We start from the raw sequence: 14,807 nt of genomic DNA on the forward strand, positions 1-14,807 counted from the left end.
CGAATCGGGCAATTAATACCACGTTGTTAACATCTCCCTAAATCCCTCTTCAAAGAGGGACTTCTTAGCTTGTTCTCCTTGAAGAGAAAGCTTAAAGCATTACCTCTGAGTCTAATTTAGAGATATCTCCTGCATTCAACTTATTGATTTTATAATTTTACAATACATATTACACTAAACTTTTATTCGTCATACTTTTTTCTACAACAGTGCCTCTCTTTGAAGAGAGGGTCGGAGAGATGTTCGCAACAGTGTGCTAAACACGATTAATGTATATCGGCTAAATCATAGAATTTCTCCCATCATCATTATAACACTTAATCCTTATACCGCTTCAAATTATAAATCCCCAAAAATATCATCACCGCCTCTGCAATCATTCCTACACCATACTGAGGCGACCAACCATCAAGAATAGTACTGATTAACCTTCCCACGGCAAGTCCACCCATAAAGAGAATATTGACTATCGTTGCAGAACGCCAATGGTTCGGTTTTAAGATTCCATATACCCAATATCCGCCAAAGGCAAGATAAATTCCCATTACAGCCCTAAAAATGTTTTTGAGTTCCAAATTCTGGACTTCAAAGCCAAAAATATACGGCAAGATCACACTAGGATGCGCCCCATATACAAAAGCCATACAGATAACGATAAATGCTGATAGGGCGAGGTGTAAATTTTTAGGTAGCCTACTCATATTCTTCCCGCAATCCGATCCTTAGCGAGTTGTAATATCGTATGAAACTGGTCACTCACGTTGGTATGCGTATTATCTATGACAATAGCGTCATCTGCTTGTACCAGCGGGGAATCTGCACGTGTAGTGTCTATATGATCTCGCTCTACGACGTTTGCAAGTACAGCTTTATAATTTACGGTATCTCCCCTATCTAATAATTCTTGGTAACGACGTTTAGCCCGTTCTTCAGCGCTCGCGGTCATAAATATTTTAAGTTCGGCGTCGGGAAAGACTACGGTGCCTATATCGCGACCGTCCATCACGATACCTTTTGAAGCACCCATCTTTTGTTGTTGTTCGACCAACTTTGCGCGAACCTCCGAAACGGTGGCGATGGGACTTACGAAAGTGGAAACTTCGAGCGTCCGAATGTGTTTTTCGACATTCTTGCCATTCAACGTTACTTCCGCCTTTCCAGAGTCGGTGTTTCGGGTAAAGGCGATTTCGATATCGTCCAGCTTTTTGATGAGCGATTCTTTGTCAAAAAACCCATCGGCTATCAGGCTGTTTTCCATTGAATACAGCGTCAAGGCGCGGTACATTGCTCCGGTGTCTACGTAAATGTATTCTAGCCAGTCGGCAAGTTGTTTGGCAACCGTACTTTTTCCTGTGGATGAATATCCGTCTATGGCGATGGTGATTTTTTTCAAAAGGCGCTCATTTTCCACAAAAATAGGGAATACCAATTGTTAAGCGTGGCATTGTTTAAAAGGTTTGCTATTTTTAGAGGATAATCAACAGCCATTGCATTATGCTGTCCGACTTCTTATGATATTGAAAAGAATAAAAATCATCATTGTATTTCTTATCCCGTTCTTGTTTTCAGGATGCTCTTTTCTGACAGAATTCTATATTCAGAATTTCACCAATGAACCCAAAATAATTCAAGTAAAATTTAATGAGAAAAGATTCATTATGGATACCTTGGATTATACAAGTCGAATAGTACAGCCCAAGAAATTCTGGAAGATAAAAAACGACAGTTTACAGCAAATTGTAGGAATTGAAAAGGAATCACAATTAGTCGAATATGTCATAAAACCTAATTCCACAACGCGCGTGGTACGATCAATAAACTATATGTGGAAAACTTATTTTATCGATTATATAATAATTGATTCTGTAAAATATACTGTCGACAAAATCGTAGAAGATTCAGAAAAAATTAAAACGCACTACGTTTACAAGATGGAATAAATGAGACGCTACTTAAATTAATAATAATGATATTTAAACATATATTTTCGGTTGTTGTGGTGTTCGCTTTCGCGAAAGCGTTATCAGCACAAACCACCGCCACTCCAGGGCCTGTGATTTCCAATTTTGGCAAAACCTACCCAATAGAAAATCCAGACTTTGTAACCAACACTTCCCTAGTTTTTAAAGCAGTCTTTGACGTTTCCAAAGCGCCCGAAGACCCAGCCACCCGAAACCCGTACATAGAAACCATCGCCCGCTTCCTGAATATGCACGCCAAAGCAGGCGTTCCCGTAGAAAACTTGCAGGTGCGAATGGCAATGCACGGGCAAGCCTCCTACGGATTGCTCAAAAATGAGTTTTACAAGGAGAAATACGGCGTAGACAACCCAAATATCGAACTATTAGAAGCTATAGACAACGCTGGAGTAGACGTCATCCTGTGCGGACAAACCGCGGGAGCCAGAGATATTTCGCCAGAAAAACGAATCCCACTCACCCAAACCGCCCTAAGTGCAATGACGATATTATTGCAGTCGCAAGCGGAGGGGTTTGGATTGATTGCTTTTTAATGAAAGGGCTTCTAAAAATAGCGCTCATACTCCTGTTTTATCAAAACAGCATAAGTGTATTTTCGCAGTACTCCCAAAGTCAGTTGGATTCATTGTGGAGAGAGTCAAACAAAATAAAAATAATGAGTGCAAAATATGTTACATCAGAAATAAAAGGAGATTCATCAATTACAATTATACAAAAGGCTAAAGATTATGTGACCGCTCAAACAATTTTTGATGATGGCAATAAATTCAACCTAGAATTCTTCCTTTTTGATTCTGAAATAGCTAGAATATCAATCATTGACAATTGCACCTCCGATACAGCTGGCTATTATGACTATATTATCTGCGATGATGATATATGGCACAAAAGCTATTCTCATTCTATTAATGGTTGCAACATTTTCAAGGATGCTGAAAAATATTCCGACAATCATTATAACTGGAAGGATGTTCAACTTTTTAGTTTGAATCTTTTTGAAAAAATAAAACCTAATAAACAAGATTCCCGCCTTCGCGGGAATTAAATAGAATTATGAAAAGACACCTATTCCCTGCCCTATTCCTAGCTTTTGCTGGAACGGCAATTGCCCAAACAGATTTTGATAACGACATCGCATCTGTAAAAGATAAAGTCATTGAGTGGCGACGCGACTTTCACCAAAATCCAGAACTCTCCAATCGCGAATTCAAAACGGCAGAAAAAATTGCCAAGCACCTCAAGTCCTTAGGTATCGAAGTGCAAACAGGAGTTGCGCACACAGGTGTTGTTGGTATTTTAAAAGGAAATAATCCGGGAAAAGTAGTCGCCCTCCGAGCAGACATCGATGCACTTCCTGTAACTGAAAGAAATGATTTACCCTTTAAATCTGAGGTAAAAACGAAGTTTCTTGACTCAGAAACGGGTGTAATGCACGCTTGCGGTCACGATACGCATACGGCAATCCTAATGGGCGTGGCAGAAGTGCTTTCAAAAAACAAAGACAAAATAAACGGTACCGTAAAGTTCATCTTCCAACCTGCTGAAGAAGGAGCTCCTCCGGGAGAGGAAGGTGGAGCAAAATTGATGATCAAAGAAGGCGTGCTTAAAAACCCTGATGTAGACGCCATTTTTGGACTGCATATTAATAGCGCGACACCTGTCAACACGATTCGCTACAAACCGGGCGGTACAATGGCGGCCACGGAGCGTTTTGTGGTCAACGTAAAAGGAAAACAAACGCACGGAAGCCAACCCTGGTCTGGCGTGGATCCTATTTATATTTCGGCGAAAATTGTGGATGGGTTTCAGAGTATTATTTCGAGAGAAAGTAAGCTCATAGAAGAAGCTGCAGTGATTACGGTGGGTAAAATCACTTCTGGACTTCGTTTTAACATCATTCCCGAAAGTGCAGAAATGATAGGAACGGTACGCACCCTAGACCCAGATATGCGTGAGAAAATCATACGCCGTATGGATGAAATGGCCGCAGGAATAGCCAAGGCATACGGTGGCGAAGCAACCATCGAGTGGCAAAATATGACGGCCGTCACCTACAACGACCTCGACCTCACAGCACAAATGCTTCCAACACTTCAAAAAGTGGGCGGCACCGAAAATGTGAATTTGCAAAAAGCAGTCACTGGCGGCGAGGATTTCTCATTTTTCCAAGAAGAGGTTCCTGGTTTTTATTTTTTCCTAGGAGGAATGACACCGGGCAATAAAGAAGCCTTCCCACACCACACCCCAGATTTCTTTATAGACGAAAGCGGGTTTCAATTGGGAGTAAAAGCGTTGAGTCAGATGAGTGTGGATTATTTGAGTAGCGAGGACTAATATCATATTTCTTGATAAATTTTATAAATATTCTATATGCATCCAATAATAATTTTAATAATAATTGCCATTTGCTTTTGGTCAGTTTTTACAACCTCTAAAGCAATTTATCTGATACTTACAAAAGACTTTACTGGTGATAAACCTACTTGGATTTTGACAGTTATGATTGGGATAATTGGCCCTATTTTATGGATTACAAGAGGAAAGAAATTGATTGTTCAAAAATGAGAGGAATTATTCTTACGGTGTTTGTAGTTTTCCTTTATAGTTGTAATTCGGGTAAGGAAAAGATTAATTATGGCACATTTAAATTGTACGAAGATGACACTTTAGTAGGTACTATTTATAGAATAGATAATTTTCAAATCGAAAAATATCTAGACGAATCAGAAGTAGTTGCAAAGATTCAATACACTTCGGACTCAACATATATTATGAGTGGTATAGAAAAGAACCAAGTTGGAATAGACACATTAAAATGGCTCAATACCTACAGAAAAACTGGAAATAGTAAATTTCAGATTATTGCAAAACCACAGAACTCCGATATTGATTATGAATATAAAGCTACTCTTGTAAAAACAAGAAATGAAGTTCCTATAGAATTTGCTGAAAGACTAAATGAACTTAATGAATAAAGCGTTAGTTGTAATAATCAATACTCGGAGTCAAACGAACAAGCCATACTACATCTATAAATATTAAAAACCCAGAAACACTAATTATGCAAAAATATTTACAACCCCACCTCCTCCTAACCCTACTCACCCTAACTACCACCCTATCCTTCTCTCAAGAAACGGCAAAACCCGTTTTTGAAGACGGAGAAGCACAGGTAGTTCCAGCCTTTGAAAACCCAGACAACTGGATACGAGAAGACTTATGGGTAGAAACTGAGTTTGACACAGACGGTGACGGGAAGCCCGACCGTATGCACGTGGACGTGACACGTCCTGAGCAAACGGAAACCTCAGGATTGAAACTTCCTGTGGTATATGAGTCTAGTCCGTATTATGCTGGCGTTGCAGCAAATGATACAAACTTATTTTATGACGTAAAGCACGAAATAGGCGCACCAGAAAAACCCATTGCAAATGGTGTAGTCGTACGAAGAGGCGAACGTCCCATCATTTCAAATTCGCAAATTAGAACTTGGGTTCCTCGAGGGTATATCGTGGTGCATTCTTCCTCACCAGGAACAGGACTCTCGGACGGTTCTCCTACCGTGGGGGGAGATAACGAGTCTCTCGCGCCTAAGGCAGTTATAGATTGGCTCAACGGCCGAGCCAAAGGCTACAAGTCTCGTGAAGGAAATGAAGAGGTCAAAGCTTATTGGTCTACAGGAAAAGTGGGAATGACGGGGACTTCTTATAACGGGACGCTACCACTAGCAGCCGCGACAACAGGTGTCAAAGGACTGGAAGCCATCATCCCTGTTGCACCTAATACTTCTTATTATCATTATTACAGATCAAATGGTCTTGTGCGTTCTCCGGGAGGTTATCTAGGTGAGGACATAGATGTACTATACAATTTCATTCACAGTGGTGATGAGTCTAAGAGAGCATACTCAGACAGTATCGTGCGCGATACCGAATATAAAAAAGGAATGGACCGCGCCACAGGGGATTATAATGATTTCTGGGCGGGACGGGATTATCTTAACGATATGGAACCTATGAAGGCCGCCTTATTGATGTCTCACGGTTTTAACGATTGGAATGTTATGCCAGAGCACAGTTATCGTATTTATAAAAGAGCCAAAGAAATGGGAATTCCGAGCCAAATATTCTATCACCAGAATGGTCACGGTGGCCCACCACCTATGAAAATGATGAATAGATGGTTTACAAAATACCTGCACGGCATAGATAATGGCGTAGAAAATGACCCCAAAGCCCAGATTGTAAGAGAAAACGACCCACGCAATGAACCCACGGCTTATGAAGATTATCCTAATCCAGAGGCAGAGAATATTACTCTTCACCCAGGAGCCAGCAAAAAAGGACAAGGTACACTAGGCTTTAAGAAAACAAAGACTAAAGAGTCTTTTGTAGATAATTACACTATAACCACTAAGGATATGATGAAAACGCCAGCATCGGCGCAACGTTTGTTGTACACTACACCAGTGCTCGATGAAGACCTGCATATTTCGGGTACGCCACAGGTAACCATCAGTATTTCTAGTAGTAAACCTGCGGCCAACTTGAGCGTATATCTGGTCTCCTTACCGTATGAAGAAGGCGACGATGTAAAAATAACTGACAACCTCATCACCCGCGGTTGGGCAGACCCTCAAAATCATAAATCCATTACAGAAAGTGAACCGCTTAAAAAAGGAAAATTTTATGACGTCACGTTTGACTTAATGCCAGATGACCAAATTATCAGAAAAGGACAGCAAATAGGCCTTATGATTTTCTCCAGTGACAGCGAGTTCACTATCCTCCCTGACCCGGGAACGGTACTGACGGTGGATTTAAAAAAGACAGAACTCGTGTTGCCTGTTGTGGGCGGAGAGGACGCTTTCGCGAAAGCGATAAAAAAATAATTATAATAAGAGTAACCTAAACGCATTATGAAACATACAACGATTATAGTACTAGCAGGGTTGGTGTTGGTATCCGCTTTCGCGAAAGCGCAAACCTCCCTGGACAAAGAAATAAACGCCATAGAAGATAAAGTCATCGAGTGGCGTAGAGATTTCCACCAAAATCCAGAGCTGGGAAATCGTGAGTTCAAAACTGCCGAAAAAATTGCTACGCACTTAAAATCCCTAGGGATGGAGGTGCAAACGGAAGTTGCCAAAACCGGAGTGGTAGGTATCCTCAAAGGAAAAAAGCCCGGAAAAGTTCTCGCTCTGAGAGCAGACATAGACGGATTACCCGTAGAAGAACGCGCAGATTTGCCCTTCAAATCGACCGCCAAAGGGGAATATCGAGGTGAGGAAGTTCCCGTAATGCACGCCTGCGGTCACGATACGCACATTGCTATCCTAATGGGTGTGGCAGAGGTGCTCGCAAAAAATAACGACTTTGCAGGGACCATAAAATTCATTTTCCAACCTGCCGAAGAAGGCGCTCCTCCAGGAGAAGAAGGTGGTGCAGAACTTATGGTAAAAGAAAACGTTTTGAAAAATCCAGACGTAGATGCGATTTTTGGACTACACATAGGTTCTGGGCAAGAGGTAAATACGCTTGCATATAAACCTGCTGGGATTATGGCTGCATCTCAAAGCTTTGAAATAAACGTAAAAGGAAAGCAAAGTCACGGCTCTACCCCGTGGACCAGTATTGACCCCATTATGGCAAGTGTAAAAATCATTGATGGACTGCAAACAATTATTTCTAGAGAATCGCCACTTACCCAAGAAGCTGCCGTGCTTTCCATAGGGAAAATTACTTCTGGCGTACGTAGTAATATCATTCCAGAAACAGCACAAATTATAGGAACTTTGCGCACATTAGACCCGGAAATGCAAGGGATGATTAATAAACGAATGGAGGAAATGGTGCCCGCCATTGCCGCGGCATACCGCGCCGAAGCAACTATAGATATCGCTACTGGATATCCGATAACGTATAACGATCCGAAACTTACGGCTCAAATGCTTCCTTCATTAGAAAAGGCGGCTGGTAAGGAAAATGTAAAACTGATTAAAGCAATTACAGGAGCCGAGGATTTTTCGTTTTTTGCTCAGGAAGTGCCAGGATTATATTTCTTTTTAGGAGGAAAAACTCCAGGTAGTACAGAAGTATTTCCGCATCACACTCCGGATTTCTTTATAGACGAAAGTGGACTGCTTTTAGGTGTAAGAACCTTTGTGCAAATGACCCAGGATTATTTAGGTAACTAATAAGAGCTCTTTTAAAACTGTAGAAGAGATGATTTTATAGTCATCTCTTTTTTTTGTGTAAACATTTTATTTTCAATTATTTAGAGTACGCTTTCGCGAACCTGCCTCGCCGGCAGGCAGGAGCGTAAATAACAAATACGCAAACGTTTTCGCTTTTGGCACGCTTGTTGGAATTTCACTCATAACAACAATTTAAAACCTTGTATTATGAAAGATTCTAGAAAAACATTTGCCGAAAAATGGAGTGAATTTGTAATTAACTTAGAAGAAATTGCAAAAGCGTGTAGTTATGCCATCCATAGATAATCATAACCTTATACCTCCGACATTTTAGAATCCTTTACAGCAATAGTAAAGGATTTTTTATACCTCAGTTTCTATGATATGTCCCAACTTTTCTAAAGCTCCTTGTGCTGCTCTCTCCCCAGAAATCATTGCAGCGTTGAGTGAACCGTTAAGCAAATAATCTCCGGCTAGAAATACATTTTCCTTTATTTGAGTTTCTGACGGTGCGCAGTCGTATCTCAATGTATCGAGTTTTGGCAAAGCCTTTGAAATTCTGTAATGTTTTAAGAATTTTGCGTTTTTTATACCGCAATAAGTTGAAAGTTCTGATGTCACAATGGCGACAAGCGCCTCTACACTTACATCGTGCTGCTTTACAACCGTTACAGACAGTAAATCCTCACTACCAAGTTGCTCAGTTTCTAACACACTATGATTGAAAATATTATTGATATGAGCACCTTCGTCAGACACTAAACCTATGAGCGGCTTTCGGTCCTTCATTTTTGGTATTGTAAAATACAGCGTATCGCAGGATTTCCAAGGAATGTCCTGTCCACGCATATTGGGAATTAAGTCACTCGCTTCTGTCGCAACAATGATATAGTCTGCATTTAATGCCTCCCCATTTTCCAGAGTCACAAGGTTGCTATCGACTTGCTTCACTTTTGAGTCAAATCGGAATGTCGTCTGGGTAAGTTTATCCTTGAGTTGTTGCGGAATAGCCTCAATTCCAGCCTTGGGTAAAGTCGCCATCCCCTCTCCGAACATTTTATAGACAAACTCAAACATCGCACTTGAAGTGTCAAGATGGGGCTCGAGAAATATTCCGCTAAAGAAGGGTTTAAAAAAATCTGTTATTATCTCGTGACTAAAGCCCTTTTCCTGAAGGTATTCGAGGGTTGTTTTTTTGCTCCTGCCTGCCGGCGAGGCAGGTTCGCGAAAGCAGTCTTCTACACTTTGCTTTTGTAGCGTATTATTGAGTTTTAAGATCTTGACCTTATCAGCAAAAGTTCCTACCGATGATTTTAGGGTAGGTAATAGTAATTTAAGACTTCTCAATGGGTCGCCTATGGTCTGACTCTTTCCATTTTTAAAGATTTGAGCGCCAGGGAGAAAAGATTGCAATTGTAAAGCATCGTAATCTAGATATTGTTTTGCCTTAGGATAGCCATCTAGCAACACCTGAAAGCCACGGTCTAGCTGATACCCATCTACGATATCTGTTTTTACTCTACCGCCCACCCCGGAACTTGCTTCTATAACAATGGGCGTGTAACCTTTTGATTCCAACACCTGTGCTGCTATCAAGCCACTGATACCTGCGCCTATGATGTAAATAGATTCTTCCTTTTTATCCATATCTCAAAAATAGCCAATAGACGCTCTCTAAAAAATAGCCAGATTCATAAATGTATGCCAAAGAAATAGCCCTTACCTGTAGATTGACATAATTCTTGTGGCAAATCATTAAGATAACATTCGGACTGCCTTAACGTTTATTAAGAAACAGTAAAATTATTTTTGGTCATCAACAAACAATCATATCATGAAAAAACTCATTTTTACTTCGCTATTATGCGTTGCTTTTGCACTAACTGCGGGAGCACAGGAAATTTCTAAAAATGCTATAGGTCTTCGTATAGGAGACAGTGACGGCTTCGGGACAGAAGTATCGTATCAAAGAGCTTTAGGTGATAACAATCGTCTAGAATTAGATCTAGGGTTTAGAAACGCAGATGATTTTAATGCATATCGTCTTACGGGTCTTTATCAATGGGTTTGGAATATAGACGGAGGGTTTAATTGGTATGCTGGTGCTGGTGGAGGAATAGCACAGTATGACGGACGAAGAAATGACCTTGACTTTGACCAGACTGTTTTTTATGCCGCTGGTGACATAGGTATAGAATATAATTTTGATTTTCCATTATTACTGTCTCTCGATTTTAGACCCGAATTTGGAATTAACAATGACGTTGTAGACGACTTTGTTGAGTTCGATATCGCACTTGGAATAAGATATCAATTCTAGACTGTCGGAATATATAATAGAAAATGCCGAGCAAGTTGCTCGGCACTTTTTGTTTTAAAGCATATCTATATCTCATTATTCCTGAGCGACTAAAACACGCTCATACAATTCTTCATAAAGAGGAACAACTTTATGAATATCAAAACGACCCGCTTCTCGCTGCGCATTGTCTTTAAACTTTTCTAAAGTAGTATCATCTCCTAAAATTCGAATACCATTAAGCGCCATTTCTGCAATATTACCTACGTTAGAGAGGTAGCCTGTGACACCATCTATATTTACCTCAGGAATTCCTCCAGCGTTACTAGATACTACAGGAACTCTGTTTACCATTGCCTCTAAGGCCGCAAGTCCGAAACTCTCGGCTTCGGATGGGAGTAAAAATAAATCTGAGAAACATAATATTTTATCTATCTCATTACTATTACCTAAAAATTTTACTTTATCCTCTAATCCGAGTTTGGCCACAAGTTCCTCTGCTCCTTCTCTCTCTGGTCCCTCTCCTACCATCAGTAATTTGGAAGGTACTTCAAGCTGTATTCTATGAAAGATTTCTATAACATCCTGAACACGTTTTACTTTCCTAAAGTTACTGATATGCGTGATGATGCGTTCGCCTTCATCTGCCATCAAATCCCGCTGACAATCTGTAAAAGAGCTATCTGATGCTCCGACGTCTATAAAATTGGGAACCACATCAATTTCTTGTGTTATATCAAAGAGACGCAGCGTATCCTGCTTCAAGCTATCAGAAACAGAAGTTACCACATCACTATTGTTTATACTAAAAGCGACTGCAGGACGGTAAAATGGATGGCTACCCACGAGTGTAATATCTGTCCCGTGGAGTGTGGTTACCATAGGAATATGAATACCCTCTTCCTTAAGCATCATTTTTGCCATGTAACCCGCATAAGCGTGAGGAATAGCATAATGTACGTGGAGGATATCTATATCGTGCTTTTTTACAATATTCACCAATTTGCTAGACAAGGCCAACTCATATGGTTGATAATGGAACAGTGCATAATCCGGAACATTTACCTCGTGAAAATGGATATTATCATTCAGCAATGCGAGGCGCACGGGCTGTTTATACGTCACAAAGTGTACTTCGTGGCCTCTATGTGATAATGCTATTCCTAGTTCTGTGGCTACTACTCCACTACCGCCAAAGGTCGGATAGCATACAATTGCAATTTTCATAATCTATTTGATTTTTGGCTACGCCCCGATGTGTGGATGTTATTCCGCTTTCGCGAAAGCGTAACCTTCAAAATTCTAATCAATTATCGATTTATATATCGCTTCTTGAATCTGCGTACGAAGCCCGGAAGAAACTAATTTCCTGTTCTCCATCGTAGGGAACGTACGGTTTGATAAAAATACGTAAACGAGTTCATTTTCTGGGTCTGCCCAAGTGTAGGTTCCTGTAAAACCGCTGTGCCCAAAACTCGTCATTGGTACACAACCGCACGTGGGACCGCTCCCCGACAACTGAGGTTTGTCGAATCCTACCCCACGCCTTACATTCTCATCGCAATAATTGCAAGTATTAAACTCCTCTAAGGTTTCTTTTGAAATAAAACGCTTCCCGCCATAGTACCCATTTTGAAGGAACATCTGCATCATCTTTGCTACATCATTTGCATTGCTGAAGAGCCCTGCGTGACCACCCATGTTACTCTGCATTGCAGCGCCCATATCATGCACGTAGCCTTGTACTTTCTGATTACGCCAGTAAGTGTCATTTTCTGAAGGGACAATATCCTTTTTTCTAAATTTATTAAGAGGTCTGTACCCTGTTCTAGTAGCTCCTATCGGATTGTAAAAACGTTGTGCCGTAAGATCATCCAGATTCTTACCGTAGTAATCTTCTAAGTATTTTTTCATTAAGTAATAGGGTAAATCGCTATACTTATAAGACAGTCTGTCCCGTAAATCACTCTCTCCAATAAAGCGAATTATGCTATCGGGATAGTCGCTACGCAAGTACATCTCATCTGCAACCTTTACGTTAAAATCGCTACTGTAAGATTTTCTGTAATACTCCTTAGACGGTTTTTTTGTAACGCTGTCTAACGTTTTAAGATAAAAAGGTATCCAAGCCTTAAATTGTGCGTAATGGGATAGCGCTTTTTTTAAGGTTATTTTTGATTTATTGGTTCCTTTCATTTCTGGCATTAGCTCACCTAAAGTATTATCTAGTGAAATAGAACCTTGACTGCGTAGTTCCATGAGTAAGGGTAATGTCGCTAGTATTTTAGTCATTGAGGCGACATCATAAACATCATTTAGGTTAACTTTTTCCTTCTTATTGTAAGTATGATAACCATAGGCTTTCTCAAAAACTACTTTTCCTTTTCTAGCGACTAATATTTGAGCACCTGGCATCATTGCTCTGCTCAGTCCTATCTTTACTAAAGAATCTATTTTTTTATTTAGGGTGTCGCTATTGATACCCACTTCTTCGGGTATACCGTATTGTAATCTTCGTAGAGTTCCAGATTCAAAACCATCTCCAGCTTTTGAAGTTTTAAGACTTACAGGAAGTTTCCCCTTGCTGGGAATTGCCCCGAAGATAAGCTGAGCACTCTTTTCTTGTGCTATCTTACTGTTTTGATAACTATGTATAATACCCTCAATACTAGCAGTACTATCCAAATCCAGCATTGCATAGGGTCTCACAAAGAGATCGAGAACAACATCTTTTTGAGAAGCAATAGTCTCAAGAATAAGTCTCTCTTTTGCAGAAAATCCATACGATTTCCACGGATTGTCATTAGAACGATGAAAGCCTACGACAACATAATTGTAAGGTTCTAATTTTTTTGAAATCCCTATGGTGTCATTTACCTTTACTGATGTAACGTTTGCATACTTTTGCATTTGTGATACAAAAGCATCACCACTATCATCTCCTAGACCAACATAGGCTATTTTCTTCTCGTCTATATTTTTAACAGGCAGGATTTGCCCTGCGTTTTTAGTAATAGTGATGGCGTTTTCAATTGCCTGACTGTACACAATGTCATCGAGGCGTGTATTCAAGTTATCCACGAGGTTTTCGGTGATGACAGGCTCGTAATTATTAAGGCCTACTTTATACTTAGCGTACAGAATCTTTTTTACTGAATGTGCGAGACGCTCTTGTGTAATCTCCCCTTTATTAATCGCTTCTAAAATTTTTGCAGAAGCAGAAGGAACATCTTCACTAATTAGTAATATATCATTACCTGCTTTAAATGCAGCTAAGTCTATGTCACCTGGACTTTGAAAATTTGCCGCTCCTTTCATATTTAAAGCATCGGTAAAGATGAGTCCGTGAAATTTCAGACTATCCTTAAGGATTTTAGTCACTACCGTAGGCGATATTGACGTAGGATATCCCTTCTCTGGAACAAGTTTAGGAACATTAAGATGGGCAATCATAACACTAGCAATACCTTCCTGAATGATAGGCTTGTAAGGATACATCTCGATATTATTAAGACGTTCTCGTGTGAAATCCAGCGTGGGTAGCGTTTTATGACTGTCTTTATCGGTGTCACCGTGGCCTGGGAAATGCTTTGCACTGCCCAAAACTCCCGCACCTTGCATTCCTGTCATAAAAGCAATGGCTTTCTCAGTAACATTTACTTTATCTTCTCCAAAAGACCTATTCCCAATGATAGGGTTTGCAGGATTGATATTGATATCTACTACAGGACCAAAGTTAATGTGTACTCCCAATCGCTTGCAATGGAGTCCAATTTGCCTTCCAACTCGCTCTACAATTTTATTATCTTGAATCGCACCTAGCGTCATATTCCACGGGAATGCGTACGTACTATCTAGCCGCATCGCCAGTCCCCACTCTGCGTCCATCCCAACCATAAGTGGGACTTTAGAAAGAGCTTGAAATTCATTATTCAGTTTAGCCTGACGCATCGGGCCGCCTTTAGAAAAAATAACGCCGCCTATATGTTGTTCTTTAATGAGCCGGCGTACTTTATCCACTTTGGATTTTGGGTCGCTAGACAAAATATCGACCATAAAAAGTTGGCCCACGCGCTCTTTCTGGGACATAGCATTATACACGCTGTCCACCCAAGTTTTTTGAGCTTCAATATCTGCCGAGTAGAGCGGATAGGATTGCTGCGCAATTGTAACGGTAGAAAAAAGTAGTAATAAAATGTATGGAAGTGTCTTTTTTAGGGACATAAATTGCGTCTATTAAAATTTTGAAAAGATGAGCATTTAAGTGTACTCAAAAGGTACCGTAAATACAACTATAAAAGTAAAGGGTTTGTTGTACGCTTTCGCGAAAGCG

General features: G+C 40.3%; 12 protein-coding genes. 7 read left to right on the top strand and 5 right to left on the bottom strand.

What is annotated here, in order from left to right; all coding sequences use genetic code 11:
• Nucleotides 1-317: 317 nt before the first annotated feature.
• Both EAX61_RS05255 and cmk read right to left on the bottom strand, forming a co-directional pair.
• Entirely contained in the window at nucleotides 318-701 is a 384-nt protein-coding gene (locus tag EAX61_RS05255; RefSeq protein ID WP_121916628.1) for a DUF4345 domain-containing protein, read from the bottom strand.
• Nucleotides 698-1,393, bottom strand: a complete 696-nt coding sequence (gene cmk, locus EAX61_RS05260; protein ID WP_121916827.1) for a (d)CMP kinase — start codon at nucleotides 1,391-1,393, stop codon at nucleotides 698-700. Before cmk ends, EAX61_RS05255 begins: the two co-directional genes overlap by 4 nt.
• Nucleotides 1,394-1,966: 573 nt before the next feature.
• Here cmk and EAX61_RS05270 point away from each other — a divergent pair.
• The 6 genes from EAX61_RS05270 (at nucleotide 1,967) to EAX61_RS05300 (ending at nucleotide 8,175) form a co-directional block, all read left to right on the top strand.
• Nucleotides 1,967-2,512 (top strand): DsrE family protein, encoded by a 546-nt coding sequence (locus EAX61_RS05270; protein WP_121916630.1) that lies wholly within the window; start codon nucleotides 1,967-1,969, stop codon nucleotides 2,510-2,512.
• A gap of 122 nt (nucleotides 2,513-2,634) precedes the next feature.
• Nucleotides 2,635-3,024 carry a hypothetical protein gene (locus EAX61_RS05275; protein ID WP_147448341.1) on the top strand — a complete coding sequence of 130 codons (390 nt, stop codon included), beginning with the start codon at nucleotides 2,635-2,637 and terminating at the stop codon, nucleotides 3,022-3,024.
• Between the two features lie 8 nt (nucleotides 3,025-3,032).
• Nucleotides 3,033-4,313 (top strand): M20 family metallopeptidase, encoded by a 1,281-nt coding sequence (locus tag EAX61_RS05280; RefSeq protein ID WP_121916632.1) that lies wholly within the window; start codon nucleotides 3,033-3,035, stop codon nucleotides 4,311-4,313.
• Between the two features lie 227 nt (nucleotides 4,314-4,540).
• Nucleotides 4,541-4,954: a hypothetical protein gene (locus EAX61_RS05290; RefSeq protein WP_121916634.1), complete on the top strand. Its 414-nt coding sequence runs from the start codon at nucleotides 4,541-4,543 to the stop codon at nucleotides 4,952-4,954.
• Nucleotides 4,955-5,040: 86 nt separating this feature from the next.
• Nucleotides 5,041-6,870: a Xaa-Pro dipeptidyl-peptidase gene (locus EAX61_RS05295; protein ID WP_121916635.1), complete on the top strand. Its 1,830-nt coding sequence runs from the start codon at nucleotides 5,041-5,043 to the stop codon at nucleotides 6,868-6,870.
• Between the two features lie 27 nt (nucleotides 6,871-6,897).
• On the top strand, nucleotides 6,898-8,175 hold the full coding sequence (locus tag EAX61_RS05300) for an amidohydrolase (protein ID WP_121916636.1): 1,278 nt from the start codon (nucleotides 6,898-6,900) through the stop codon (nucleotides 8,173-8,175).
• A 363-nt stretch (nucleotides 8,176-8,538) separates the two neighbouring features.
• On the opposite strand, the gene EAX61_RS05305 is transcribed toward EAX61_RS05300, so the two are convergent.
• A complete protein-coding gene (locus EAX61_RS05305; RefSeq protein ID WP_121916637.1) occupies nucleotides 8,539-9,822 on the bottom strand; it encodes an NAD(P)/FAD-dependent oxidoreductase in 1,284 nt (427 codons plus the stop codon).
• A gap of 187 nt (nucleotides 9,823-10,009) precedes the next feature.
• Here EAX61_RS05305 and EAX61_RS05310 point away from each other — a divergent pair, with 187 nt between their 5' ends.
• Nucleotides 10,010-10,495 carry a hypothetical protein gene (locus tag EAX61_RS05310; RefSeq protein ID WP_121916638.1) on the top strand — a complete coding sequence of 162 codons (486 nt, stop codon included), beginning with the start codon at nucleotides 10,010-10,012 and terminating at the stop codon, nucleotides 10,493-10,495.
• A 75-nt stretch (nucleotides 10,496-10,570) separates the two neighbouring features.
• Here the strand turns inward: EAX61_RS05310 and bshA are convergent, their stop codons facing one another.
• Together bshA and EAX61_RS05320 are read right to left on the bottom strand one after the other, a co-directional pair.
• Nucleotides 10,571-11,701 carry an N-acetyl-alpha-D-glucosaminyl L-malate synthase BshA gene (gene bshA / locus EAX61_RS05315; RefSeq protein WP_121916639.1) on the bottom strand — a complete coding sequence of 377 codons (1,131 nt, stop codon included), beginning with the start codon at nucleotides 11,699-11,701 and terminating at the stop codon, nucleotides 10,571-10,573.
• Nucleotides 11,702-11,776: 75 nt separating this feature from the next.
• Complete coding sequence (locus tag EAX61_RS05320) at nucleotides 11,777-14,698, bottom strand: serine hydrolase domain-containing protein (protein WP_121916640.1); 2,922 nt, start codon at nucleotides 14,696-14,698, stop codon at nucleotides 11,777-11,779.
• Nucleotides 14,699-14,807 lie beyond the last annotated feature (109 nt).

The organism is Dokdonia sinensis (assembly GCF_003688895.1).
Classification (GTDB): domain Bacteria; phylum Bacteroidota; class Bacteroidia; order Flavobacteriales; family Flavobacteriaceae; genus Dokdonia; species Dokdonia sinensis.

What these genes read in the sequence shown, in the direction of transcription:
- EAX61_RS05255 (WP_121916628.1), bottom strand. Translation starts at nt 701, where the DNA reads ATGAGTAGGCTACCTAAAAATTTACACCTCGCCCTATCAGCATTTATC.
- EAX61_RS05270 (WP_121916630.1), top strand. Translation starts at nt 1,967, where the DNA reads ATGATATTTAAACATATATTTTCGGTTGTTGTGGTGTTCGCTTTCGCG.
- EAX61_RS05275 (WP_147448341.1), top strand. Translation starts at nt 2,635, where the DNA reads ATGAGTGCAAAATATGTTACATCAGAAATAAAAGGAGATTCATCAATT.
- EAX61_RS05280 (WP_121916632.1), top strand. Translation starts at nt 3,033, where the DNA reads ATGAAAAGACACCTATTCCCTGCCCTATTCCTAGCTTTTGCTGGAACG.
- EAX61_RS05290 (WP_121916634.1), top strand. Translation starts at nt 4,541, where the DNA reads ATGAGAGGAATTATTCTTACGGTGTTTGTAGTTTTCCTTTATAGTTGT.
- EAX61_RS05295 (WP_121916635.1), top strand. Translation starts at nt 5,041, where the DNA reads ATGCAAAAATATTTACAACCCCACCTCCTCCTAACCCTACTCACCCTA.
- EAX61_RS05300 (WP_121916636.1), top strand. Translation starts at nt 6,898, where the DNA reads ATGAAACATACAACGATTATAGTACTAGCAGGGTTGGTGTTGGTATCC.
- EAX61_RS05305 (WP_121916637.1), bottom strand. Translation starts at nt 9,822, where the DNA reads ATGGATAAAAAGGAAGAATCTATTTACATCATAGGCGCAGGTATCAGT.
- EAX61_RS05310 (WP_121916638.1), top strand. Translation starts at nt 10,010, where the DNA reads ATGAAAAAACTCATTTTTACTTCGCTATTATGCGTTGCTTTTGCACTA.
- bshA (WP_121916639.1), bottom strand. Translation starts at nt 11,701, where the DNA reads ATGAAAATTGCAATTGTATGCTATCCGACCTTTGGCGGTAGTGGAGTA.
- EAX61_RS05320 (WP_121916640.1), bottom strand. Translation starts at nt 14,698, where the DNA reads ATGTCCCTAAAAAAGACACTTCCATACATTTTATTACTACTTTTTTCT.